Origin of the sequence: Nocardia sp. NPDC057353 (genome assembly GCF_042667085.1) — a bacterium.
GTDB lineage: Bacteria > Actinomycetota > Actinomycetes > Mycobacteriales > Mycobacteriaceae > Nocardia.
This window is the reverse complement of sequence record NZ_JBHVAK010000038.1, coordinates 39,142-62,354: the sequence shown is the minus strand read 5'-3', so window position 1 is coordinate 62,354 and position 23,213 is coordinate 39,142. Positions and strand designations below refer to the sequence as shown.

General features: G+C 72.8%; 22 protein-coding genes. 17 read left to right on the top strand and 5 right to left on the bottom strand.

Annotation, left to right across the window (positions count from 1 at the left end):
* Window positions 1–627 precede the first annotated feature (627 nt).
* Window positions 628–1,005, bottom strand: a complete 378-nt coding sequence (locus ACFUUZ_RS20345) for a DUF1844 domain-containing protein (RefSeq protein ID WP_378698391.1) — start codon at window positions 1,003–1,005, stop codon at window positions 628–630.
* A 5-nt stretch (window positions 1,006–1,010) separates the two neighbouring features.
* Window positions 1,011–1,508 (bottom strand): DinB family protein, encoded by a 498-nt coding sequence (locus tag ACFUUZ_RS20340; protein WP_378698389.1) that lies wholly within the window; start codon window positions 1,506–1,508, stop codon window positions 1,011–1,013.
* Window positions 1,509–1,827: 319 nt separating this feature from the next.
* Between ACFUUZ_RS20340 and infC the strand changes: the two genes are divergently transcribed.
* From infC to ppc, 11 genes are all read left to right on the top strand, one after another.
* Window positions 1,828–2,496, top strand: coding sequence for a translation initiation factor IF-3 (gene infC / locus ACFUUZ_RS20335; RefSeq protein ID WP_378698399.1), 669 nt, complete (start codon window positions 1,828–1,830; stop codon window positions 2,494–2,496).
* 55 nt (window positions 2,497–2,551) lie between these two features.
* Window positions 2,552–2,746, top strand: a complete 195-nt coding sequence (rpmI, locus tag ACFUUZ_RS20330; protein ID WP_378698387.1) for a 50S ribosomal protein L35 — start codon at window positions 2,552–2,554, stop codon at window positions 2,744–2,746.
* A 116-nt stretch (window positions 2,747–2,862) separates the two neighbouring features.
* Window positions 2,863–3,243 carry a 50S ribosomal protein L20 gene (rplT, locus tag ACFUUZ_RS20325; RefSeq protein ID WP_067591293.1) on the top strand — a complete coding sequence of 127 codons (381 nt, stop codon included), beginning with the start codon at window positions 2,863–2,865 and terminating at the stop codon, window positions 3,241–3,243.
* A gap of 154 nt (window positions 3,244–3,397) precedes the next feature.
* Entirely contained in the window at window positions 3,398–4,237 is an 840-nt protein-coding gene (locus ACFUUZ_RS20320) for a TrmH family RNA methyltransferase (RefSeq protein ID WP_378698384.1), read from the top strand.
* Window positions 4,238–4,319: 82 nt separating this feature from the next.
* A complete protein-coding gene (pheS, locus tag ACFUUZ_RS20315; protein ID WP_378698382.1) occupies window positions 4,320–5,378 on the top strand; it encodes a phenylalanine--tRNA ligase subunit alpha in 1,059 nt (352 codons plus the stop codon).
* A gap of 30 nt (window positions 5,379–5,408) precedes the next feature.
* The gene (gene pheT / locus ACFUUZ_RS20310) at window positions 5,409–7,910 is read left to right on the top strand and encodes a phenylalanine--tRNA ligase subunit beta (RefSeq protein WP_378698380.1); all 2,502 of its coding nucleotides are present in this window, start codon (window positions 5,409–5,411) and stop codon (window positions 7,908–7,910) included.
* A gap of 93 nt (window positions 7,911–8,003) precedes the next feature.
* Window positions 8,004–8,798, top strand: coding sequence for an alpha/beta hydrolase (locus tag ACFUUZ_RS20305; RefSeq protein WP_378698378.1), 795 nt, complete (start codon window positions 8,004–8,006; stop codon window positions 8,796–8,798).
* Window positions 8,799–8,856: 58 nt separating this feature from the next.
* Window positions 8,857–9,363: a PspA/IM30 family protein gene (locus ACFUUZ_RS20300; RefSeq protein ID WP_378698376.1), complete on the top strand. Its 507-nt coding sequence runs from the start codon at window positions 8,857–8,859 to the stop codon at window positions 9,361–9,363.
* Between the two features lie 34 nt (window positions 9,364–9,397).
* A complete protein-coding gene (locus ACFUUZ_RS20295; protein ID WP_378698374.1) occupies window positions 9,398–10,429 on the top strand; it encodes a hypothetical protein in 1,032 nt (343 codons plus the stop codon).
* Window positions 10,430–10,543: 114 nt separating this feature from the next.
* Window positions 10,544–11,662, top strand: a complete 1,119-nt coding sequence (locus tag ACFUUZ_RS20290) for an AAA family ATPase (RefSeq protein ID WP_378698372.1) — start codon at window positions 10,544–10,546, stop codon at window positions 11,660–11,662.
* Window positions 11,663–11,744: 82 nt separating this feature from the next.
* On the top strand, window positions 11,745–14,516 hold the full coding sequence (ppc, locus tag ACFUUZ_RS20285) for a phosphoenolpyruvate carboxylase (protein ID WP_378698370.1): 2,772 nt from the start codon (window positions 11,745–11,747) through the stop codon (window positions 14,514–14,516).
* 62 nt (window positions 14,517–14,578) lie between these two features.
* Here the strand turns inward: ppc and ACFUUZ_RS20280 are convergent, their stop codons facing one another.
* Both ACFUUZ_RS20280 and ACFUUZ_RS20275 read right to left on the bottom strand, forming a co-directional pair.
* Window positions 14,579–15,355 carry a hypothetical protein gene (locus ACFUUZ_RS20280; protein WP_378698368.1) on the bottom strand — a complete coding sequence of 259 codons (777 nt, stop codon included), beginning with the start codon at window positions 15,353–15,355 and terminating at the stop codon, window positions 14,579–14,581.
* Between the two features lie 79 nt (window positions 15,356–15,434).
* Entirely contained in the window at window positions 15,435–15,998 is a 564-nt protein-coding gene (locus ACFUUZ_RS20275) for a TetR/AcrR family transcriptional regulator (RefSeq protein WP_378698366.1), read from the bottom strand.
* Between the two features lie 84 nt (window positions 15,999–16,082).
* Between ACFUUZ_RS20275 and ACFUUZ_RS20270 the strand changes: the two genes are divergently transcribed.
* Window positions 16,083–17,207, top strand: coding sequence for an FAD-dependent monooxygenase (locus ACFUUZ_RS20270; RefSeq protein ID WP_378698364.1), 1,125 nt, complete (start codon window positions 16,083–16,085; stop codon window positions 17,205–17,207).
* A 16-nt stretch (window positions 17,208–17,223) separates the two neighbouring features.
* Here ACFUUZ_RS20270 and ACFUUZ_RS20265 read toward each other — a convergent pair whose 3' ends face one another.
* Window positions 17,224–18,216: a helix-turn-helix transcriptional regulator gene (locus ACFUUZ_RS20265; protein ID WP_378698362.1), complete on the bottom strand. Its 993-nt coding sequence runs from the start codon at window positions 18,214–18,216 to the stop codon at window positions 17,224–17,226.
* Between the two features lie 63 nt (window positions 18,217–18,279).
* Here ACFUUZ_RS20265 and ACFUUZ_RS20260 point away from each other — a divergent pair, with 63 nt between their 5' ends.
* The 5 genes from ACFUUZ_RS20260 to ACFUUZ_RS20240 all read left to right on the top strand — a co-directional run bounded on the left by ACFUUZ_RS20260 (window position 18,280) and on the right by ACFUUZ_RS20240 (window position 23,195).
* The gene (locus ACFUUZ_RS20260) at window positions 18,280–18,774 is read left to right on the top strand and encodes a pyridoxamine 5'-phosphate oxidase family protein (RefSeq protein ID WP_378698360.1); all 495 of its coding nucleotides are present in this window, start codon (window positions 18,280–18,282) and stop codon (window positions 18,772–18,774) included.
* A gap of 77 nt (window positions 18,775–18,851) precedes the next feature.
* The gene (gene argC / locus ACFUUZ_RS20255; protein ID WP_378698358.1) at window positions 18,852–19,907 is read left to right on the top strand and encodes an N-acetyl-gamma-glutamyl-phosphate reductase; all 1,056 of its coding nucleotides are present in this window, start codon (window positions 18,852–18,854) and stop codon (window positions 19,905–19,907) included.
* On the top strand, window positions 19,904–21,115 hold the full coding sequence (gene argJ, locus ACFUUZ_RS20250; protein WP_378698357.1) for a bifunctional glutamate N-acetyltransferase/amino-acid acetyltransferase ArgJ: 1,212 nt from the start codon (window positions 19,904–19,906) through the stop codon (window positions 21,113–21,115). Before argC ends, argJ begins: the two co-directional genes overlap by 4 nt.
* Window positions 21,112–22,008, top strand: coding sequence for an acetylglutamate kinase (argB, locus tag ACFUUZ_RS20245; RefSeq protein WP_378698355.1), 897 nt, complete (start codon window positions 21,112–21,114; stop codon window positions 22,006–22,008). Before argJ ends, argB begins: the two co-directional genes overlap by 4 nt.
* Complete coding sequence (locus ACFUUZ_RS20240; RefSeq protein ID WP_378698353.1) at window positions 22,005–23,195, top strand: acetylornithine transaminase; 1,191 nt, start codon at window positions 22,005–22,007, stop codon at window positions 23,193–23,195. Before argB ends, ACFUUZ_RS20240 begins: the two co-directional genes overlap by 4 nt.
* Window positions 23,196–23,213: the final 18 nt, after the last annotated feature.

Here is a 23,213-nt window from a genome sequence, read left to right as displayed (position 1 = left end):
CCCCGCGGCTGTCCCCACAGCTGCGGGGCCCGCGTCGTTCGCGCGAGGCTGCCCGACGCGGCAGCGGTCCCGCTCGCGGCCGGTGGTGCATGTCGTGTCGACGGCTTGCCGCACGGACGGCCTGCTCGGGGGCGGTCGGCACGGCATTTTCGGTCGTGACCGGAGTGTATTCGGTCGGACGTCCAGATTTCGGCCCGATCTGAAACGGTCGTATGTAAGATCGGCGGCGCCGCGTCCGGAACGTGTCCCGGACCGCGCGGCACCCGTTCGATCCGACCCGTTCCCGATCGCCGGCGCGGCGGCGGCACGGGCTCGGAATCAGTTCCGCCAGAGAGGAATTCCCATGGAAGGCGTCGATATCGCGGCGCTGGTCGCCGCAGTGCTAGCGGCCCTGAGCACCGGCTCTTCGCTCAACTACAACCCCGGCACCGGCGCCTGAGCGCGCCCACCGGAAAGGACAACGGATACATGGACACCGGAAGTGCCGGATTCACCGACCTCTTCGCCGCCCTCGCCCAGGTGATCGCCACGGGCTCCTCCATCTCGGTGACCCCGCCGGGGCTGTGAACGCCGCCGGGCGGAGCCGCCCCTCGGCCGCTCCGCCCGGTAACGCACGAAACACAGTGCTCAGTGCACCGGCCCGGTGTACTTCTCGCCCGGCCCGGTGCCCGGCGCGTCCGGGTGCGCCGAACTCTCCCGGAAGGCCCGCTGCAGCGACTGCAGCCCGTCCCTGATCGGCCCCGCGTGCGGCCCCAGGTACTCCACCGAGGCGGTGACCAGCCCGGCCAGCGCGGTGATCACCCGCCGCGCCTCGTCCAGATCGCGCCGCGGGCTGGCGTCCGGGTCCTCGTCGGCCAGCCCCAGCTTCTCCGCGGCCGAGCTCATCAGCATCACGGCGGCCCGGCTGATCACCTCCACCGCCGGAATATCGGCCAGCTCGCGCACATCCGGTTCGGTGTGCGCGGCGGTCTCGGTGGCGGCGGGGAATTCGGGCTGGTCGGTCATGGCCTTCAGGCTAGCGATGCCCGCCGGGCCAGCCGGAGCTGCCCGATCTCCGCGACGTTCTTCATGAGCTCCATGTTCACCCAGGCCACCAGGTGGGCCACGGTCGGCCAGGCGCCCGCGGGCTCGGCGAGCTCGTCCGGGCCGAGCCTCTCCAGGGCGGCGAGCCACTCGGTGCGCAGGGTGTGCAGCCTGGCCACCGCGGCGTCGGTGCTGCCCGCCCACGGAACGTCGCCGTGCCCGGGGGCCGCGGCGCCGCGGGCGGTGGCGAGCGCGCCGGACCACCACCAGTCGATGTGCCAGGTGAGCCAGCCGATGGTGGGCACCGGGATCGGGTCCGGCTCGGTCTCCGCCCAGTCCGGGCGCCAGACGCCCGCCGCGTCCTGGCGTACGGTCCAGATCAGGGGGCCCGGCTCCCACAGCGCGTCGTCGGCGGTGAGATCGTCGAGGTGGATGCGGGCGAGCGACCAGGTGAGGTCGAATTGCCAGCGCAGCAGGTCGGTCACGGGCGGAACGGTCCCAGCGCGGGGCCGTCGCCCGCAAGCGAATAAGGGGCGATTGGGAGCCGGGGCGCATAACTGCTAGAGTTGTTCGCGACGACCGCCCTGGTCGGTGGTAAGCATGCCTCGGCATGCTCGCTCTCCGTCCGGGGTCGCAAGTGGAGCCCGACTCCCACCGCCGCCGACCCTCGTGTCCGGTACGCGGTCCGGTCACCCGCCCCCCAGGGGTCGGATGCCTGTGCGCCCGTCGGCGCCCGGGTTCCGTGGTGATCGGTCGACTCGGGCCTCGGCCGGTGAAATACCGGACCGGGGCTTTCGCGTTGATATCGGGGTTACCTGCACGCGGTCGTCGACGACACCGCTTGACCTAGGAGGCCCCATCAGCACTGAGACCCGCATCAACGATCGCATCCGTGTTCCCGAGGTCCGGCTCATCGGGCCCGGCGGCGAGCAGGTTGGGATCGTGCGTGTTGAAGATGCGCTACGCGTCGCTCTCGAAGCCGATCTCGACCTGGTCGAGGTGGCCCCGGATGCCCGTCCGCCGGTCTGCAAGATCATGGACTACGGCAAGTTCAAGTACGAGACGGCGCAGAAGGCGCGCGAGTCCCGGAAGAACCAGGTCCAGACCGTCATCAAGGAGCAGAAGCTCCGCCCCAAGATCGACGACCACGACTACGAGACCAAGAAGCGCAATGTGGTTCGCTTCCTCGAGGCCGGGTCCAAGGTCAAGGTGACGATCATGTTCCGGGGTCGCGAGCAGTCCAGGCCCGAACTCGGGTTCCGGTTGCTGCAGCGGCTCGCGTCCGACGTCGCCGAGTTGGGTTTCGTGGAGACCTCGGCCAAGCAGGACGGCCGCAACATGACCATGGTCCTCGCCCCGCACAAGGGCGCGAAGACCCGGGTGAAGGCGCAGCAGGACGCGGCGCCGCGCCCCCGGACCGGCCCCGCCCCGGAACCGGCTCCCGCGCAGGCCGACACGGCCGCGCCGCAGTAGGACGAACAAGCACTCGGCGGCCCACGGGCCGCCGGCACACAGATTGAGGTAACTCATGCCGAAGATGAAGAGCCACAGCGGCGCCTCGAAGCGATTCAAGGTGTCCGGCAAGGGCAAGCTGCTGCGTCAGCAGGCGAACCGTCGCCACCTGCTCGAGCACAAGCCGAGCCGGCGGACTCGTCGTCTGGACGGCATCGAGTCCGTCTCCGCGGCCGATGCCCCCCGCATCAAGCGGCTGCTCGGCATCTGACGTGCTCCGGCGCGGGTGACCCACCCGCGCGACCCCGCGTCCGCTGACCCGGACGCCCAGAATCAACCGAACCAGGGCGCCTCGCCGCGCCCACGACCTCCGAACAGGACCGACCAGTGGCACGCGTCAAGAGGGCCGTCAACGCTCAGAAGAAGCGCCGTTCCATCCTCGAGGCCTCCAAGGGCTACCGGGGCCAGCGCTCCCGGCTGTACCGCAAGGCCAAGGAACAGCAGCTGCACTCGCTCACCTACGCCTACCGGGACCGCCGGGCGCGCAAGGGTGACTTCCGCAAGCTGTGGATCGCGCGCATCAATGCCGCCGCCCGGCTCAACGACATCACCTACAACCGGTTCATCCAGGGCCTGAAGGCCGCCGGTGTCGAGGTGGACCGCAAGATCCTGGCCGAGCTCGCGGTGTCGGACGCCGAGGCGTTCGCCGGCCTCGTCGCGGTCGCCAAGGCGGCCCTGCCCGAGGATGTCAACGCTCCCGCCGCCTGACGGCCCGCGTTGAACCATCTTTTTTCGGCCCGCACGAGCGAGTCAGGCCCGGAGGCGGGAGCGAAGCGTAGCCACGCAGGGCCCTCGCTCGGGCGCAATCGGAAACGACCCGCTGGGGATATCCCGCGGGTCGTTTCCGCGTCGGGCGGCGCCCGTGGCTGAGCCGCTGGAGCCGCGGAACCCGCGGATCGTCGCCGCCGCCAAGCTGCACCGCTCGGCGCAGCGCCGGAAGACCGGTTCGTTCCTCGCCGAGGGGGCGAACTCGGTGGGCGCCGCGTTGGCGGCCGGGCGGGTCCGCGAGCTGTTCTACTCCGCGAGCGCCGCCGGGCGGGAGCACGAACTCGTGGCGGGCGCAGCGGCGTCCGGCGTGCGCACCACGCTGGTGAGCGAGCGCGCTGCGCAGCACCTCGGGGAAACCGTCACCGCGCCGGGACTGGTCGCAATCTGCGACCTGCTCGACGTTCCGCTATCCACGCTGCTGGCCGCTACCGACGGCGAGCCGGGTGCGGCCGGGCCGCGGGCCGCCGTGCCCGCGCTCTTCGCGGTGCCGGTGGAGATCGCCGAGCCCGGCAATGCGGGCACCCTGATCCGGGTGGCCGACGCGGTCGGCGTCGACGGCGTCGTACTCGCAGGCGACACCGTCGACCCGCACAACGGCAAGTGCGTGCGCGCCAGCGCGGGCAGCCTCTTCCACGTCCCGGTGGCCAGGGAGCGCGACATCAGCGCCGCGCTGGACGCCCTGAGCGCCGCGGGCGTCACCCTGCTCGCCACCACCGCCCGCGGCGAACTCGACCTCGACGACGCCGACCCGGTGCTGGCGGGCCCGGTCGCCTGGCTCTTCGGCAACGAGGCGCACGGCCTCGCCCCCGGGGTGGCCGAGCGCGCCGACCACCGGGTGCGCATCCCCATCCGCGGCCGCGCCGAGAGCCTGAACCTGGCCGCCGCCGCGGCCATCTGCCTGTACGCGAGTTCGCGGGTCAGCCGCCCCCGGTAATCCGGGTGAAGCCGCGATCGCCCATCGAATACGATTCGACCAGGACAATTCCCGACCCAACCGCAGGGGAGAGACGAGCACTGTGGCCGACCACACCGCAGCCGAGCAGGGCACCGCGCTGACCGAGGAGGCACTGGCCGCGGCCGCGGCTGCCGCCGAGAAGGCGTTCGCCGCCGCGGCGGATCTGGACGCGCTCGCCGTCGCCAAGACCGAACACCTGGGCGGGAAGGCGCCGCTGGCGCTGGCCCAGCGCACGCTCGGCACCATCCCCAAGGAGGAGAAGAAGGACGCGGGCAAGCGGGTCAACGCCGCCCGCACCCGGGTCTCCGACGCCTTCGACGCCCGCCGCGCCGCGCTGCTCGCCGAGCGGGACGCCGCCGTGCTGGTCGCCGAGGCCATCGACGTCACGCTGCCCGCCCGGCGCGCGGCCGCGGGCGCGCGGCACCCGATCACGGTGATCTCCGAGCAGATCGCCGACGTCTTCGTCGCCATGGGCTGGGAGGTCGCCGAGGGGCCGGAGGTGGAGACCGAGCACTTCAACTTCGACGCGCTCAACTTCCTGCCCGACCACCCCGCGCGCACCATGCAGGACACCTTCCACATCGCCCCGGAGGGGTCGCGCCAGGTGCTGCGCACGCACACCTCGCCGGTGCAGGTGCGCTCGCTGCTGGAGCGCGAGCTGCCGATCTACGTGGTCTGCCCGGGCCGCACCTTCCGCACCGACGAGCTGGACGCCACGCACACCCCCGTCTTCTCCCAGGTCGAAGGGCTCGCGGTGGACAAGGGGCTCACGATGGGCCACCTGCGCGGCACGCTGGACGCCTTCGCCCGCGCGCTCTTCGGCCCGGAGACGCGGACCCGCATGCGCCCCAACTACTTCCCCTTCACCGAGCCCTCCGCCGAGGTCGACGTCTGGTTCCCGGACAAGAAGGGCGGCGCGGGCTGGGTCGAGTGGGGCGGCTGCGGCATGGTGAACCCCAAGGTGCTGATCGCGAGCGGGGTCGACCCGGAGGAGTACAGCGGCTTCGCCTTCGGCATGGGGCTGGAGCGAACCCTGCAGTTCCGCAACGGGATTCCCGACATGCGCGACATCGTCGAGGGCGACGTGCGGTTCACCCTGCCCTTCGGCGTCCGGTCCTGACCCTTCCGATACGAGAGAGCGACACGTCACGTGCGAGTAGCGCAGTCCTGGCTGACCGAGATCATCGCCCGCACCGTCCCGGAGTGGTCGGTGACGCCGGAGGAGCTCGACGCGGGATTCGTCCGGGTGGGGCTGGAGGTCGAGGAGGTCGACCGGCTCCAGCGGGTGACCGGTGACCTCGAGCACCCGCTGGTGGTCGGGCGGGTGCTGGAGATCACCGAGCTCACCGAGTTCAAGAAGCCGATCCGCTTCTGCCGGGTCGACGTCGGCAACCCGGAGCCGCAGGAGATCATCTGCGGCGCCCGGAATTTCACCGAGGGCGACCTGGTGGTCGTGGTGCTCCCCGGCGCGACGCTCCCCGGGGGTTTCCGGATCAGCTCGCGCAAGACCTACGGCCACACCTCGCACGGCATGATCTGCTCGGTCGCCGAGCTCGGCATCGGCAAGGACCACTCCGGCATCCTGGTGCTGGAGCCGGGCACCGCCACCCCTGGCACCGACGCCAACGAGCTGCTCGGGCTGGACGACACCGTCATCGAGCTGAACATCACGCCGGACCGCGGCTACTGCTTCTCGGTGCGCGGTCTCTCGCGCGAGCTGGCCTGCGGCTTCGACCTGGAGTACGCCGACCCCGCGGTGCGCACGCTGCCGGACGCGGCCGAGCCCGCCTGGCCGATCACGCTGGAGCCGGAGTCGAAGTGCACCCGCTTCGCGGCCCGCCGGGTCACCGGAATCGACCCGGGCGCGGTCTCGCCGTGGTGGCTGCAGCGCAGGCTGCTGCTCTCCGGCGTGCGGCCGATCTCGCCCGCGGTGGACGTCACCAACTACGTCATGCTCGAGCTCGGCCAGCCGCTGCACGCCTTCGACGCCGCCGCGGTGCGGGGCGGGCTCGTGGTGCGGCAGGCGCGGGCGGGGGAGACGCTGCGCACCCTGGACGACGTCGAGCGCACGCTCGACCCGGAGGACGTGGTGATCGCCGACGAGTCCGGCGTGGTCTCGCTGGCCGGTGTCATGGGCGGCGCGAGCACCGAGGTCAGCGACGGCACCACTGATGTGCTGCTGGAGGCCGCCACCTGGAACCCGCTGCTCATCTACCGGACCGCGCGCAGGCACAAGCTGGTCTCCGAGGCGGGCAAGCGGTACGAGCGGGTTGTCGACCCCGAGCTCAACGTGGTCGCGCTGGACCGCGCCGCCACGCTGCTCGCCGAGATCGCGGGCGGCACCGTCGAGGAGGTGCTCAGCGACGTCCGGGTCCCGGTCGCGCCCGCGCCCGCCATCGCCATGGACATCGACCTGCCGGACCGGGTCGCGGGCGTCACCTACCCGACCGGCACCGCCGCGCGCAGGCTCGCGCAGATCGGCTGCACCGTCGAGGTGGCGGTGAGCGAGGTCGGCCACGGCCAGCTGCTGGTCACCCCACCGAGCTGGCGGCCGGACCTGGCGCAACCCGCCGACCTGGTCGAGGAGGTGCTGCGGCTGGAGGGGCTGGAGCAGATCCCGTCCGTGGTGCCGACCGCACCGGCCGGGCGCGGGCTCACCCCCGCGCAGCGCCGCCGCCGCGCGGTGAGCCGGGCGCTGGCCTTCACCGGCTGCGTCGAGGTGCCGCCGCCGGTCTTCCTGCCCGCGGGCGTCTTCGACGTGTGGGGGCTGGACGACGATGACCCGCGCCGCAGCACCACCCGGGTGCTGAACCCGCTCGACGCCGAGCGCCCCGAGCTCGCCACCACGCTGCTGCCCGGGCTGCTCGAGGTGGCCGCGCGCAATATCTCCCGCGGCGCCCGTGACCTCGCCGTCTACGGCATCGCCCAGGTGGTGTTGCCCGGCCCGAACGTCAAGCCGGTCGAGGCGCTCCCGGTGGACCGTCGGCCCACGCCGGAGCAGATCGCCGAGCTGGTCGATTCGCTGCCCGCGCAGCCGGTGCACGTCGGCGCGGTGCTCACCGGGCGGCGCGAGCCGCGCGGGCCGTGGGGGCCGGGCAGGCAGGCCGAGGCCGCCGACGCCTTCGCGCTGGCCGACGCCGTCGGCGACGCCGCGGGGGTCACGATCGAGCGCAGGCCCGCCGCGCACCTGCCCTGGCATCCGGGCCGCTGCGCCGAGCTGGTCGTGGACGGCACCGTCGTCGGGCACGCGGGCGAGCTGCACCCGGCGGTGCTGGAGCGGGCCGGGCTGCCCGCCCGCACCTGCGCGCTCGAGCTCGACCTGGACGCGCTCCCGCTGCGCGACGCCCGCCCTGTCCCGGTGGTCTCGCCGTTCCCGGCGGTGCTGCAGGACGTCTCGGTGACGGTGGCCCGCTCGGTGCCCGCCGCCACCGTCGAGGCGGCGCTGCGCGACGGCGGTGGCGCGCTGCTCGAGGACATCGCGCTCTTCGACGTCTACGAGGGCGCGCAGGCCGGGGCGGACCGCCGCTCGCTCACCTACGCGCTGCGCTTCCGCGCGCCGGACCGCACCCTCACCGAGGACGAGGCGAGCGCCGCCAGAGACGCCGCGGTCGCCGCCGCGGCGGGCGCCGTCGGCGCGGAGCTGCGCGGGTAACGTCGAGGGCGTCCCCGGCGAAAGGTGCACCATGCGAGCGGAATGGAACGGCGCGGTCCCGGCGGGGAGCGACGACACCGTCGAGATCACCGGATGACGCTCGCGGTGCGTGCGGCGCGGCACCCGGCGAACGCGGTGATGCACGCGCTCACCTACCACCCGACCCGGGAGATCGCCTGGACCCCCGACCTGCTCGGGCTGGCCTGCACCGAGCTGGCGCCGCGCACCGCGGACGGGGAGACGCTGCACGCCTGGTGGCTGCCCGCCAGGGGCGCGTCGATCGGGCACATCCTGTTCGCGCACGGCAACGCGGGCAATATCGGCGATCGGCTGCCGATCTTCGCGCTGCTCACCGCGGCCGGGTTCGACGTGCTCGCCTTCGACTACCGCGGGTACGGGCGCAGCACCGGGCGGCCCAGTGAGCGCGGCACCTACCTGGACGCCCGCGCCGCCAGGCAGGCGCTGCTCGACCGGCCGGAGGTCGATCCCGAGCGGATCATCTACCTGGGGAAGTCGCTCGGCGGGGCGGTGGTCACCGAGCTGGCGGTCGCGCACCCGCCCGCCGGGGTGGTGCTCATGTCCACCTTCACCGGGCTGCGCGCCGCCGCCCGCTCGGTCTTCCCGGTCATCCCCGCCCCGCTGGTCCCCGACGCCTACCCGACCCTGCGCCGGATCGGCGACCTGCGGACCCCGCTGCTGCTCATGCACGGTGACCAGGACGAACTCATCCCCGTCGAGCACTCCCGCAGGCTGCACGCAGCCGCCCCCGCCCCCAAGCACCTGGAGATCTTCCCCGCGTGCGGCCACAACGACCTGATCATGGGCGCGGGCCGCCGCTGGGTCGGGCTGATCGCCGAGTGGGCGCGCGCCGAGTGCGGCCTGTCCTGACCCGCCCGCGCGCTGCGCGCCCCGCCACCGGGTGGCGGAACTCCGTAGCCTGGTTCGTATGACCGACTCCGCCGGAATCGCCGCGCTGCTCGCCGCACTCCCGGACGACGAACTGCTCGCCGTGCTCCGCACCGCCACCGCGCAGCGCCCCGCCTTCGCGCGGGTGCACGCCGCGCTCTCCGAGCAGGCAGGCGCGGGCGAGCCGCTCGACGCGGTTGTGATTCCGGACACCCCGCACCCGGGTACCGGTACCGTTCCGCTCCAGGCGCCCGGATCGCAGCAGGTCGGCGGCGGGTTCGCGGTACCGCCGGTACCGGTACCGCCCCACGGTATGTCCGATACCCCGCCGACCGGCGGCTATACCCCCTCCGGTGTGCCGACATTCGACTCCGTTCGCGATAAGGTCGAGCAGCGCTTCGGCACCGCCCAGGGCCGGGAGGAGCTCGATCGCGAGACCGCGGCGGGGCGCAGCGTCGAGGAGCAGTGGCAGGCGCGCGAGGACGCGGCCCGCGACCGCCTCGACAAGATCCGCAAGTCGATGCGCGACGAACCCACCGGGCCGTGACCCCCGCCGGCTCGGCGACACGAGAGTGGAGAGCATGCCCGAGCCGCGCGAGATCGCCGAACGACTCCTCGACGCCCAGGTCGACTTCCTGCTCGCGGAGGTGACCGGCGAGCGCTTCACCGAGGTGGTCGCCCGCGACGTCGAATCCGTGCTCGGCGTCGCCGAGACCATCCTGGTCCGCGACGTCGTCGCGCCGGAGCAGGCCAAGCAGACCGTCGCCACCGTGGTCGACCTGGTCGGCGGCAGCCCGGTCTTCGCCGACATGTCCGGCGTCTTCGCCGACTCCATCTACACCCACATCGCGGAGAACGACGAGTACACCCTCGGCGAGGTGGTCGAGCGGCAGCCGGTCGAGGCGCTGCTGGAGAAGATCCTCGGCATGCACCAGGCGCAGGAGCGGATCCTGACCCGGCTCACGGAGAGCCCGCTGGTCGCCACCGTCGCCTCGAAGTTCGTGGACAAGCTGATCGACGACTTCATGCAGGCCAACCGGCAGCGCGCGGAGAAGATCCCCGGCGTCGGCTCGCTGGTCTCGCTGGGCCAGTCGGCCGCCAACCGGGCGCGCAAGGCCGCCGCCGACAACGCCTTCCTCAGCGACATGGCGGACAAGGGCGCGCGCTTCGCCCTGGAGCGCACGAACAACGCCATCCGCGAGGTGCTCCGCGACGCGCCCGTGCACAGCGCCGCCATGGAGTTCTGGGACCTGCACGCGGGCGAGCCGGTACACGGGCTGCGCGAGTACCTGACCAAGCAGGACCTGCGCGACCTGGTGCTGCTCAGCTACGAGATCGCGGTGACCACCAGGGAGAAGCCGTACTTCGGGCTGCTGCTCGACGAGTGCGTCGACGTCTTCCTGACGAAGTACGGCGAGTTCACCCTCGCCGCGCTGCTGCCCGAGCTCGGGCTCACCGGGGACGACGTGCGCACCGAGATCCTGCGCTACGGCCCCGCGGTCATCGAGCGGGCCAAGGCGGACGGCGTGCTGGCCGGGCTCATCCGCGAACGGCTCGAGCCCTTCTACACCTCCGAGCCGGTGCTCACGATCCTCGGCGCCGGTGGTGCCTGAGCCCCTGACCACGAAAAACCGCCCGGTCTCCCGCCTTTCGGCACGTCGAACGGCTGGGCGTGTCGCCGGGACTTACGCGGCGCCCCCGCGCCGCTTCGGGCTACGGTGGCCGTCGTGCTCACCGTCCTCGCCGTCGAGAATTACCGGTCCCTGCGCCACCTGATCGTGCCGCTGACCCCGCTCACCGCGATCACCGGCGCGAACGGCAGCGGCAAGTCGAGCCTGTACCGGGTGCTCCGGCTGCTCGCCGAGTTCGCGAGCAACGGCGCGGTGGCCGCGCTGGCGAAGGAGGGCGGGCTGGACTCCACGCTGTGGGCGGGCCCCGGCCGCCCGGCGGACGGCACCCCGGTGGCGCTCCGGGTCGGCTTCGCCGCGGACGACTTCGGCTACGCCGCCGACCTCGGCGTCCCGCCGCCCGCCGACTCCATGTTCGACCGCGACCCGGAGATCAAGGCGGAGGCGGTGTGGGCAGGCCCCATGCTGCGCCCCGCCACCGTGCTGACCGAGCGCGCGGGCCCGCTGGTCCGGGTGCGCGCGGGCAAGCGCTGGAACACCGTCCCGCACACGCTGCGCTCCTTCGACAGCATGCTCGGCGAGCTCACCGACCCGGGCCGCGCCCCCGAGCTGCTCAGCGTGCGCGACCGGGTGCGCGGCTGGCGCTTCTACGACCGGCTGCGCACCGACGCGGGCGCCCCCGCCAGGGCTCCGCAGATCGGCACCCGCACGGTCCGCCTCGGCCACGACGGCGCCGACCTGGCCGCCGCGCTGCAGACCATCCGGGAGATCGGCGACGCCGCCGAGCTGGACGCCGCCATCGACAAGGCCTTCCCCGGCAGCCGGGTCGAGGTGGTCGCGCACGCGGGCCGCTTCACCGTGCGGCTGCACCAGCGCGGGCTGCGCCGCCCGCTGGAGGCGGCCGAGCTCTCCGACGGCACCCTGCGCTACCTGCTGGTGGTGGCCGCGCTGCTCACCCCGCGCCCGCCCGAGCTGCTGGTGCTGGACGAGCCGGAGACCAGCCTGCATCCCGAACTCCTCGACGCGCTGGCCGATCTCATCGTCACCGCCTCCGCGCACACCCAGGTGATCGTGGTGACGCACGCCGCCCCGCTGCTCACCGCCTTCGGCCGGGAGGCGCGCGCCTCGGTGCTCGAGCTGCGCAAGGACGACGGCCGCACCTACCTGGCCGACCAGGGTTTACTGGACGAGCCACCCTGGGCCTGGCCGCAGCGCTGATCCCGGTGACCAGCGGGTTAATTCCGCCGAGTGTGCGCCGCGTCGCATATCGGCGCGCCGCCCGCCGCAATAGTCTCGGCGTATGAGCGACCCGAGGATCGAGACCGAACCGGAAGCCATCCGGCCGCTGCGCGACGACATCCGCTTCCTGGGCGAGGTGCTCGGCGACACCATCCGGGACCACGAGGGGCCGGAGGTCTTCGACCTGATCGAGCGGGTGCGCAAGGAGGCGTTCCGGATCCGCCGCGAGGAGGTGGACCGCAGCGCCGTCGCGGAGATGCTGCGCGGCGTCGACCTGGCGGTGGCGATCCCGCTGATCCGCGCCTTCAGCTACTTCGTGCTGCTCGCCAACCTCGCCGAGGATCTGCAGCGCGACCGCCGCCGCGCGGTGCACGTCGGCGCGGGCGAGCCGCCGCAGGACTCCTCGCTGGCCGCCACCTACCGCAAACTGGACGCCGCCGCGCTGGACGGCGCGACCGTCGCCGACCTGCTCTCCGACGCCCTCGTCGCCCCGGTCATCACCGCGCACCCGACCGAGACCAGGCGCCGCACCGTCTTCGACGGCCAAGCCAGGATCACCGAGCTCATGCGGCAGCGCGGCCGCTTCGCCGAGGGCGCGCGGGAGCGCGCCGCGCTGGAACTCGACATCCGGCGCCAGGTGCTCGCGCTCTGGCGCACCGCGCTGATCCGGCTGGCGCGGTTGCGGATCCAGGACGAGATCGCGGTCGGGCTGCGCTACTACGAGCTCACCCTCTTCGACGTCATCCCGGCGATCAATGCCGAGGTCCGCGCCGCGCTGCGCACCCGATGGCCCGGCGTCGAGCTGCTGCCGCGGCCGATCCTGCGCCCCGGTTCCTGGATCGGCGGCGACCGGGACGGCAACCCGTTCGTCACCGCCGAGGTGGTGCGCACCGCCGCCGGGCAGGCCGCGAGCGTCGCCTTCGAGCGGTACCTGCGCGAGCTGGCCGAGCTGGAGAAGGTGCTGGCCCAGTCGGCCCGGCTGGTCCCGGTCTCGGAGCGGGTCGCCGGGCTGGCCGCGGCGGGCTACCCCGAGCAGGAGACGCACGCCGACGAGCCGTACCGCCGCGCGCTGCACGCCATCCGGAACCGGCTCACCGCCACCGCCGTCCGCGCGCTCGGCGCGGCGCCGGTGCACGGTTCGGACGTCGGCGCCGAGCCGTACGAGACCCCGCAGCAGGCGCTGGACGACCTCGACGCCGTCGACGAGTCCATGCGCGCCGCGGGCGACGGCCTGCTCGCCGACGACCGGCTGGCCGCGCTCCGCTTCGCCATGGAGACCTTCGGCTTCCACCTGCAGAGCCTGGACATGCGGCAGAACTCCGAGGTGCACGAGCAGGTCGTCGCGGAGATCCTGGCCTGGGCCGGGGTGCACGCCGACTACGCCGCCCTGCCCGAGGACGAGCGGGTGGCGCTGCTCGCCGCCGAACTCCGCACCCGCCGGCCCCTGCTCGGCCCGCACGCGGCGCTGAGCGAGAAGGCGACCCAGGAACTCGGCATCGTGTGCGCCGCCGCCGAGGTGATCGCCACCTTCGGCGCCGAGGCGGTGCCGAACTACATCATCAGCATGTGCACCTCGGTCAGCGACATGCTGGAGGCGGCGCTGCTACTCAAGGAGGCGGGGATCCTCGACCCCGGCGGCCCGGACGCCCCGCCCTCCTGCACGGTCGGCATCGTCCCGCTCTTCGAGACCATCGAGGACCTGGCCGCGGGCGCCACCACGCTCGCCGCCGCGCTCGACGTCCCCGTGTACCGGGAGCTGGTGGCGAGCGCGGGCATGCGCCAGGAGGTCATGCTCGGCTACTCCGACTCCAACAAGGACGGCGGCTACCTGGCCGCCAACTGGGCGCTCTACCGCGCCGAGCTGGAGCTGGTCGAGGTCGCGCGCAAGACCGGTGTCCGGCTGCGGCTCTTCCACGGCCGCGGCGGCACCGTCGGCCGCGGCGGCGGCCGCAGCTACGACGCCATCCTCGCCCAGCCCGCCGGGGCCGTGCGCGGCGCGCTCCGCCTCACCGAGCAGGGCGAGGTCATCGCCGCCAAATACGCGGAACCCAGTGCCGCACACCGCAACCTGGAATCACTCATCGCGGGCACCCTCGAGTCCACCCTGCTCGACGTCGAGGGCCTCGGCCCCGCCGCCGAACCCGCCTACGAACTCATGGACGACCTGGCCGCCCGCGCCCGCGCCGCCTACGCCGCCCTGGTCCACGACGAGCCCGGCTTCGTCGAGTACTTCCGCCAGTCCACCCCGGTAGCCGAGGTCGGCGACCTGAACATCGGCAGCCGCCCCGCCTCCCGCAAACCCACCAGCTCCGTCTCCGACCTGCGCGCCATTCCGTGGGTCATGGCCTGGAGCCAGGCCCGCGTCATGCTCCCCGGCTGGTACGGCACCGGCACCGCCCTGGAGGAGTGGGTAGCCGGCGACCCGGACCGCCTCGCCGCCCTGACCGACCTCTACCACCGCTGGCCCTTCTTCCGCACCGTCCTCTCCAACCTGGCCCAGGTCCTCGCCAAGAGCGACCTCGCCATCGCCGAGCGCTACGCCGAGTTGGTCTCCGATACGGCTCTGCGGGACCGCATCTTCGGCATGATCCGCGACGAGCACGCCCGCACCATCCGCATGCACGCCGCCGTCACCGGCAACGATCACCTGCTCGCCGACAACGCCTCGCTGGCGGAGTCGATCCACAATCGGTTCCCGTACCTGGAGCCGCTGAACCAGATGCAGGTGGAGCTGCTGCGCCGGTTGCGGGCGGGGGACGATCAGGAGCTGGTGAAGCGGGGGATCCTGCTCACCATGAACGGGCTGGCGACAGCGCTGCGGAACTCGGGGTAGCGCTCCGCAGCCGCTGGGCGACGTCGAACTCCGGACACCGTTCGGCACACGATTGTTCGGACCTACCCCGCGGATTCGGTGGGAGGATCGAGTGGTTCCGGGGGACCGATGACCAGAACCCGCATCGCTCGCCGGACCGCCTCTTCGGGGGACAGCGGCTCGCTGCCCGGCGGATAGATCGGCTCCGTGCGCTCGCCGGAAACGTAGTCGCGGAAGGCTCCCAGGTACTCGTCCAGGTCCCGTCGATCGGCGAACCTGGTTTCGGTCGGGTCGAACCATTCCTCCGGCGTCGGCTGCCACGCGATCATGAAGTCGAGGGCTTCGCGCATCATGTCCCCATAGGTCGGATCGGCGACGCAACGGTCGCGCACCACCGGGGCACTCTGCCGCATGCCACGGCCGCGACACGCGTAGTGCATCTGCACCAGCGGCCACAGCAGGTGGTCGATGTGCGGGATCTCGTGCCACCACGGGTTGTTCGTGCCCAGGATTCGATCGACTCGCGCTCGGCGCGGCTGTGTGACAGGTGCCGGATAGTCGAAGGGCGCACCTCTCCGGTCGATATCGTGTACCGGCCCGGTCGCGAGGTTCCGGGGTGGGTACCACACGCCTCGCCACACGGGGACGCCGATGCGGCCACTACGCACCGGCAGCGGTTCGGCCAGTGAAATATCGACTGTGATTCGGTGCACCGGTGGCAGCGGTCCATCGATGGACAACTCGGCCACCATCGCCAGGCAATCCCGCACGTCGAATCCGGTCACGCCGACGCCCTCCGACAGCCACCAGAGTTGTTTGCCCGGTTCGAACTCGATCCAGAATCGCCGCAGCGTCGTCATCCGCGTTCCCCCATCGCCACTACCGTCCACCGCCGACTCGATGATCCCAGAGCGGAACGGCGCCTGCCGGTGGCGCTGTTCACCCGGTGCGGCCGCTCGCGGCAGCGACCAGGGTGCGCAGCGTCGACGTCACCGTGGCGGTGTCGAAACCGCCGATCAGGGCGTGGTGCAGGGCGAAGCCGTCCAGGTAGTCGACGAGCGGGCGGACCGCGGACTCCGGGATGCCGGGGTCGCCGGTGGCCGCGCGCAGGTGCCCGGCGAGCCAGGTCGTGAGGCGGAGGTGACCGGCGCGCATCGCCTCCCACACGTCGGGGAGTTCGCGGGCCTCCAGTATGAGGGCGTAGCGGGCGAGAGTGGCCTGCTCGTCGGCGGTGACGGCGTGCCGGAGGAGGGCGCCGAGCAGGTCGACCAGTTCGGCCGGGTCGCGCGGTGCGGGGGCGCGGTCGAAGGCGGCGCGGTCGCGCTCCTCCAGACGTCCGGTGATGCCGATGAGCAGGGCGGCCCGGGTGCGGAAGTAGTTCGAGGTCGAACCGGGCGGAAGCCCGGCGGCCTCGTCGACCGCCCGGTGCGTGAGCGGGCGGGGACCGCGTTCGCCGAGCAGTCGGAGAGCGGTGTCGAGCACGAGGGTGCGTTTGCCGGTCACACCGGAATACTACAGGGGTAGTGCTCGGCACTACTTGTGTAGTAGATTCCACTACACAAGTAGTGCTCGAAAGGAGTGAGTCGGATGGACGAGGTGCTGATCGTCGGAGGCGGAATCGGCGGGCTGGCGACGGCGCTGGCGGTGCTGCGGGCCGGGAAGCGGCCGGTGGTGCTGGAGCGGGTGTCGGAGCAGGCCGTCGTCGGGTCGGGGCTCTCGCTGTGGCCGAATGCGATTCGCGCGCTGGATGCGCTCGGGGTCGGGGCTGAGGTGCGGGCGCGCGCGGTCACCGATGCCTCCGGCGGGATCCGGGACTCCGCCGGGCGGCTGCTGCTCGGAGTCGACGCGGCCGCGTTGCAGGAGCGATTCGGGGAGCCGATCGTGGTGCACCGGGCCGAGCTCATGGCGATCCTGCGGGGCGCCCTACCCGATGGGGTATTGCGGACCGGGATCCGAGTGACGGCGGCGGACGAGTCCGGGCGAGTGGTCACCACGGCGGGGGAGCGCGATGCCGAACTGGTGGTCGGCGCGGACGGCATCCGCAGCGTGGTGCGGCGCGCGGTGGCGGGCGAGGTCGAGCCACGCTACGCGGGCTACACCGCGTGGCGCACGGTGGTGGCGCCACCCGAGCCGGTCACCGAGTTCGGCGAGAGCTGGGGGCGCGGGCAGCGCTTCGGCTTCGCGCCGCTCGCGGGCGGCCGGGTCTACTGCTTCGCCACCGCGAACGCCCCGGCGGGCGCACCGGACGGCGGCCTCGCCGAGCTCGGGGAGCGCTTCGCCGGCTGGCACGCCCCCATCCCGATGCTGCTGGCCGCCGCCGACCCGGCCGCGGTCCTGCGCCACGACATCTACGACCTCCCCGCCCTCCCGCGCTTCACCGCGGGCCGGATCGCCCTGATCGGCGACGCCGCCCACGCCATGACCCCCGACCTCGGCCAGGGCGCCTGCCAGGCCCTGGAGGACGCGGTCACGCTCGGCGCGATCCTCGCAGGCGACGGCGACCTGCGCCGCTACGACGCCGCGCGCCGCCCGCGGACCCAGCGGATCGTCGCCAGGGCGCGGCGCATGGGCCGGGCGGGGCAGCTCTCGGCGCGGCCGCTGGTCGCGCTCCGCAACGCCGCCATGCGCCGCACCCCGGCGAGCGCGCAGCTCGGCGCCATGGCGTCGATGCTGGACTGGACGCCGGAAGAGTCGGCAACCATCGCGCTGTGACGGCGGGCAAGGCGGCTCAGGCGGTGACCGTCCCGGGTCCCCTGGACTCGTAACGGCGCGCCATCGCCGCCGCCGTCTCGGCCATGACCCCGCGCAGCTCAGCAGGCTCCAGCACCTCCGCATAAGCCCCCACCGGCAGCAACCCGTGCGCCATCACCTCGTACGACTCCGCCGCCACCGTCACCGTCACCCACCCCTCGGCATCCGGCTCACCCGCCGAGGCGACGGCATCCGCCACCGCGGCGGGCTCGAACCCGAGCCGCAGCAGCGACAACTGCCCCGCATCGATCCGGCAGCGCGCGGTCACCCGCAGCATGGCCCTGGCGAACTCGCCCGCCGCCCGCTCCCAGTGCGCGGCAAGGTCGAAATCGCCGGGCCGGGTGAATATCTCGCCGGTATCGACCGCTTCCGCGATCCGCCCGACCCGGTACGACCGCACCGACCCGCCTGTCAGCGCGACCAGGTACCAGACACCCGCCTTGAGCACCAGCCCGAGCGGCCCGACCCGGCGCCGCACCAGCCCGTCCCCGCGCTCGTACCCGATCTCCAGCAGCCGATCCGCCCACAGCGCCTCGGTGACAACAGCCAGCGCAGGCGTCCGATCCGGCCGATGGAACCACCCTGCCGCGTCCACGTGCACCCGCTCGGCGATCCGAGTGGCCCGCCCGCGCAGCTCCGGCGGCAGCGCGGCCAGCACCTTGAGCTGCGCCGTAGCCAGCACGGTCCCGAGCCCGAGGTCGGCGGCCGCCCCCGGCTGCCCGGCCAGCAGCACCGCGTCGGCTTCGTCGGGGTTCAGCCCGGTGATCCGGGTGCGGTACCCGTCCAGCAACCGGATCCCGCCCGCGCGCCCCGGCTCGGTGTAGACCGGCACCCCGGACGCGGAGAGCGCGTCCACGTCCCGGTACACCGTGCGCACCGACACCTCCAGCTCCGCCGCCAACTGGGACGCGGTACACCGGCCCCTGGTCTGCAGGAGCAGCAGCAGGCGGAGGAGTCGGCTCGCGCGCATCGACCGACACTATCCGGAAAACCTTGACAGCGGGTGTCAACAAGCGGTCGTACCGTCGGCCCCATGACCACCTGGAACCGATTCCTCGCGGAAGCCCCGCGCGTCGCCGAGGTCTTCACCCGCAGGCACCGCGCCACCGGCAACCTCTGCCTGCTCGGCACCCTGCGCGCCGACGGCTCGCCGCGGATCAGCCCGATCGAGCCGCGCGTCTTCGAGGGGTTGCTGGTACTCGCGGGCATGCCGCACACCCGCAAGTTCGCCGACCTGGCCCGCGACCCGCGCTTCTGCCTGCACACCGCCACCGCCGACCCGATGGTCGGCGACGGCGACGCCAAGCTCTTCGGCACCGTCACCGACCTGCCCGACCGGGAGCTGCACACCCGCTTTCTGCAGCACCTCTTCGAGGAGAGCGGCTTCGACGCGCGCGGCGAGGAATTCGACCACTTCTTCGTCGCCGACCGGCTGACCGGCGGCTCCACCGTCGAGCTGGTGGCGGGCCGCCTGGAGATCACGGTGTGGAAGCCGGGAAAGGGGGAGCGGGTCGAGGTGAAGAACTGAGCGCGCGTACCACTCCTGGGTACCCTGGGAGCAAGCCCCACCGTGAATGAGCTTGCACAGTCGTGCATAATCATCACATGGTTGATTCCTCGAACGGGGCCCTGCGGGTCGCGGTTGCCGGAGCGAGCGGGTACGCGGGCGGTGAGGTCCTGCGGCTCCTGCTGGAACACCCCGAGTACCGACGCGGGCGCCTCGAGATCGGGGCGCTGACCGCGGGTTCCAATGCGGGCGCGCCGCTCGGCTCGCTGCAACCGCACCTGCTCCCGCTCGCCGACCGGGTGCTCACCCCCACCACCGTGGACGAGCTGGCCGGGCACGACGTGGTCTTCCTCGGCCTGCCGCACGGCCAGTCCGCCGCGCTGGCGAACACCCTCCCCGAGTCCACCGTGATCATCGACTGCGGCGCCGACTTCCGGCTGCACGACGCCGCCGCCTGGCAGCGCTGGTACGGCGGCGAGCACGCTGGCACCTGGCCCTACGGCCTGCCCGAGCTCGGCGACAACCGGGAGCGGCTGCGTGGCGCCCGCCGGATCGCGGTCCCCGGCTGCTACCCGACCGTCGCCAGCCTGGCGCTCGCCCCCGCCTTCGCCGCCGGGCTCGCCGAGCCCACCGTGAACGTGGTCGCGGTGAGCGGAACCTCCGGCGCCGGACGGAAACTCGACGTCGGGCTGCTCGGCTCCGAGGTCATGGGCTCGGCCCGCGCCTACGGCATCGCGGGCACGCACCGCCACACCCCGGAGATCGCGCAGAATCTGAGCGCCGCCGCGGGCACCCCCGTCGCCGTCTCCTTCACCCCGGTGCTCGCCCCGATGCCGCGCGGCATCCTCGCCACCTGCACCGCCCCCACCAGCGCCGACCTCGCGCAGGTGCGCGCCGCCTACGAGAAGGCCTACGCCGCCGAGCCCTTCGTGCACCTGCTGCCCGAGGGCGCGCTGCCCTCGACCGGCGCCGTGCTCGGCTCCAACGCCGTCACCCTGCAGGTGGCCGTCGACGCCGACGCCGGACTGCTCGTGGTGATCGGCGCGATCGACAACCTGACCAAGGGCACCGCGGGCGCCGCGGTGCAGTCCATGAACCTCGCCGTCGGTTTCGACGAGACCGCCGGGCTTCCCACCGTAGGAGTGGCACCGTGACGACGACCGAAGCAGGCAGGCTGGTCCGCACCCAGGGGGTGACCGCGCCGCTCGGCTTCCGCGCCGCCGGGATCGCGGCCGGGATCAAGGCCAGCGGCAAGCCGGACCTGGCCCTGGTCTTCAACGAGGGCCCGGAGTACGCCGCCGCCGGGGTGTTCACCCGTAACAAGGTGAGGGCCGCGCCGGTGCTGTGGTCGCAGCAGGTGCTCACCGCCCGCAGGCTGCGCGCGGTCATCCTGAACTCCGGCGGCGCCAATGCCTGCACCGGCCCCGGCGGCTTCCAGGACACGCACCGCACCGCCGAGGAGCTGGCCGCCGCGCTGAGCAGCTGGGGCACCGAGACCGGCGCGGGCGAGATCGCCGTCTGCTCCACCGGGCTGATCGGCGACCGGCTGCCGATGGACAAGATCGTCCCGGCCATCACCGAGATCGTGCACGAGATGGGCGGCGGGCTCTCCGGCGGCACCGACGCCGCGCACGCCATCATGACCACCGACACCGTGCCGAAGGAGGCCGCCTACCACCACCGTTCCAAGTGGAACGTGGGCGGCATGGCCAAGGGCGCGGGCATGCTCGCCCCCTCGCTCGCCACCATGCTGGTCGTGCTCACCACCGACGCCGCGGTCAGCGCCGAGCAACTGGACGCCGCGCTGCGCAAGGCCACCGCGCGCACCTTCGACCGCCTCGACGTGGATGGCTCCTGCTCCACCAACGACACCGTGCTGCTGCTCGGCAACGGCGCCAGCGAGGTCACGCCGTCGCAGGAGGAGCTGGACGAAGCCGTGCTCGCCGTCTGCGACGACCTGGCCGCCCAGCTCATGGCCGACGCCGAGGGCGTCACCAAGCGGGTGCTGATCACCGTCACCGGCGCGTTGGACGAGGACGAGGCGCTGGTCGCCGCCCGCACCATCGCCAGGGACAGCCTGGTCAAGACCGCGCTCTTCGGCTCCGACCCGAACTGGGGCCGGGTGCTCGCCGCCGTCGGCATGGCCCCGGTGACCCTGGAGCACGAGCGGATCACGGTGTCCTTCAACGGGAAACAGGTCTGCGTGGACGGCGCCGGCGTGCCCGGCGCCCGCGAGGTCGACCTCTCCGGCACCGATATCGAGGTCGTGGTGGACCTGGGGTTCGGCGACGGCACCGCCACCATCCGCACCACCGACCTCTCGCACGGCTACGTCGAAGAGAACTCGGCCTACAGCTCATGACCGGGCTCGCGCACGACCTCAGCGCGCTGGACAAGGCGCACGTGCTGGCCGGGGCGCTGCCCTGGCTGCAGAAGTTCCGGGACAAGGTCGTCGTGGTCAAGTACGGCGGCAATGCCATGGTCGACGACGAGCTCAAGCGCGCCTTCGCCGCCGACATGGCCTTCCTGCGCACCGTCGGCGTGCACCCGGTCGTGGTGCACGGCGGCGGCCCGCAGATCACCGCCATGCTCGGCAAGCTCGGCTTGCAGGGCGAGTTCCGCGGCGGCTTCCGGGTGACCACGCCCGAGGTCATGGACGTGGTGCGGATGGTGCTGTTCGGGCAGGTCGGCCGCGAACTGGTCGGGCTGATCAACGCGCACGGCCCGTACGCCGTCGGAATCTCCGGCGAGGACGCCGGGCTCTTCACCGCCACCCGCCGCACCGTGCTGGTGGACGGCGAGGCCACCGACATCGGCCTGGTCGGCGACGTCACCGAGGTCAACCCCGACGCCGTCCTCGACCTCATCGACGCGGGCCGCATCCCGGTGGTCTCCACCATCGCCCCCGACGCCGACGGCGTGGTGCACAACATCAACGCCGACACCGCCGCCGCCGCGCTCGCCGAGGGCATCGGCGCCGAGAAACTGGTGGTCCTCACCGACGTCGAGGGGCTCTACACGAACTGGCCGGACCGCTCCTCGCTCATCACCGAGATCGGCGCCGCCGCCCTGGCCGCGCTGCTGCCCGGCCTGGACGCGGGCATGGTCCCCAAGATGGAGGCCTGCATGCGCGCCGTGCAGGGCGGCGTCCCGACCGCGCACGTGATCGACGGCCGGGTCCCGCACTCGGTGCTGCTGGAACTGTTCACCGGAGAAGGAATCGGCACCATGGTGACCCCCGAGGAGACGATATGAGCTCGGCCGACCTGCAGGGCCGGTGGAACACCGCCCTGATGAACAACTACGGCACCCCCAAGATCGCGCTGGTCCGCGGCGCGGGCGCGGTCGTCTACGACGCCGACGACAACCGCTACCTCGACTTCCTCGGCGGCATCGCGGTCAACAGCCTCGGCCACGCACACCCCGCCATCCTGGCCGCGGTGACCCAGCAGCTCGGGACGCTCGGCCACGTCTCCAACCTGTACGTCAGCGAGCCGGTGATCGAGCTCGCCGAACGGCTGCTCGCCCAGTTCGGCGAGGGGCGCGCGTTCTTCTGCAACTCCGGCGCCGAGGCCAACGAGGCCGCGTTCAAGATCGCGCGGTTGACCGGGCGGCCGAACATCGTCGCCTGCGAGGAGGCGTTCCACGGCCGGACCATGGGCGCGCTGGCGCTCACCGGCCAGCCCGCCAAGCGGGAGCCCTTCGCGCCCATGCCGCCCGGCGTGCGGCACATCCCGTACGGTGACGCCGCCGCACTGGACGCCGCCGTCGACGAGCACACTGCCGCCGTCGTGCTCGAACCGATCCTCGGCGAGAGCGGCGTCATCGTCCCGCCCATCGACTACCTCGCCAAGGCCCGCGAGATCACCTCCCGGCGCGGCGCCCTGCTCATCCTGGACGAGGTGCAGACCGGCATCGGCCGCACCGGCGCCTTCTACGCCCACCACACCGCGGGCATCGTCCCGGATGTCATCACCCTGGCCAAGGGCCTCGGCGGCGGCCTCCCCATCGGCGCCGTCCTGGCCCGCGGCGCCGCCGCCGACCTGCTCCAGCCGGGCGCGCACGGCACCACCTTCGGCGGCAACCCCGTCTGCGCCGCCGCCGCCGTCGCCGTGCTGCGCACGATCGACGAGGAGGGGCTGCTCGCGCACGTCGAGTCGGTGGGCAAGCGGCTCGTCGACGGCATCGAGCTGCTCGACCACCCCGAGGTCGACCACGTGCGCGGCGCCGGGCTGCTGCTCGGCATCGGGCTGAAGCGGGGTATCTCCGGCTTGGTCGAGGCCCGCGCCCGCGAGGCCGGCTACCTGGTGAACGCCCCCAAGCCGGACACCATCCGGCTCGCCCCGCCGCTCGTGCTCACCGAAACCCAGGCGGACAGCTTCGTCGCGGACCTACCTGCGATCCTGGATGCCGCCGCCGCCGATGCCGAGGAGGAAGCGTGATGTCGGAATCTATCGAGG

Excerpts from the sequence above, each read along its gene's own strand:
- argC (WP_378698358.1), top strand. The coding sequence starts at position 18,852 with ATGGTTGATTCCTCGAACGGGGCCCTGCGGGTCGCGGTTGCCGGAGCG.
- ACFUUZ_RS20260 (WP_378698360.1), top strand. The coding sequence starts at position 18,280 with ATGACCACCTGGAACCGATTCCTCGCGGAAGCCCCGCGCGTCGCCGAG.
- rpmI (WP_378698387.1), top strand. The coding sequence starts at position 2,552 with ATGCCGAAGATGAAGAGCCACAGCGGCGCCTCGAAGCGATTCAAGGTG.
- ACFUUZ_RS20240 (WP_378698353.1), top strand. The coding sequence starts at position 22,005 with ATGAGCTCGGCCGACCTGCAGGGCCGGTGGAACACCGCCCTGATGAAC.
- ACFUUZ_RS20280 (WP_378698368.1), bottom strand. The coding sequence starts at position 15,355 with ATGACGACGCTGCGGCGATTCTGGATCGAGTTCGAACCGGGCAAACAA.
- ACFUUZ_RS20345 (WP_378698391.1), bottom strand. The coding sequence starts at position 1,005 with ATGACCGACCAGCCCGAATTCCCCGCCGCCACCGAGACCGCCGCGCAC.
- argB (WP_378698355.1), top strand. The coding sequence starts at position 21,112 with ATGACCGGGCTCGCGCACGACCTCAGCGCGCTGGACAAGGCGCACGTG.
- ACFUUZ_RS20300 (WP_378698376.1), top strand. The coding sequence starts at position 8,857 with ATGACCGACTCCGCCGGAATCGCCGCGCTGCTCGCCGCACTCCCGGAC.
- ACFUUZ_RS20265 (WP_378698362.1), bottom strand. The coding sequence starts at position 18,216 with ATGCGCGCGAGCCGACTCCTCCGCCTGCTGCTGCTCCTGCAGACCAGG.
- ACFUUZ_RS20295 (WP_378698374.1), top strand. The coding sequence starts at position 9,398 with ATGCCCGAGCCGCGCGAGATCGCCGAACGACTCCTCGACGCCCAGGTC.
- ACFUUZ_RS20305 (WP_378698378.1), top strand. The coding sequence starts at position 8,004 with ATGACGCTCGCGGTGCGTGCGGCGCGGCACCCGGCGAACGCGGTGATG.
- ACFUUZ_RS20270 (WP_378698364.1), top strand. The coding sequence starts at position 16,083 with ATGGACGAGGTGCTGATCGTCGGAGGCGGAATCGGCGGGCTGGCGACG.
- ppc (WP_378698370.1), top strand. The coding sequence starts at position 11,745 with ATGAGCGACCCGAGGATCGAGACCGAACCGGAAGCCATCCGGCCGCTG.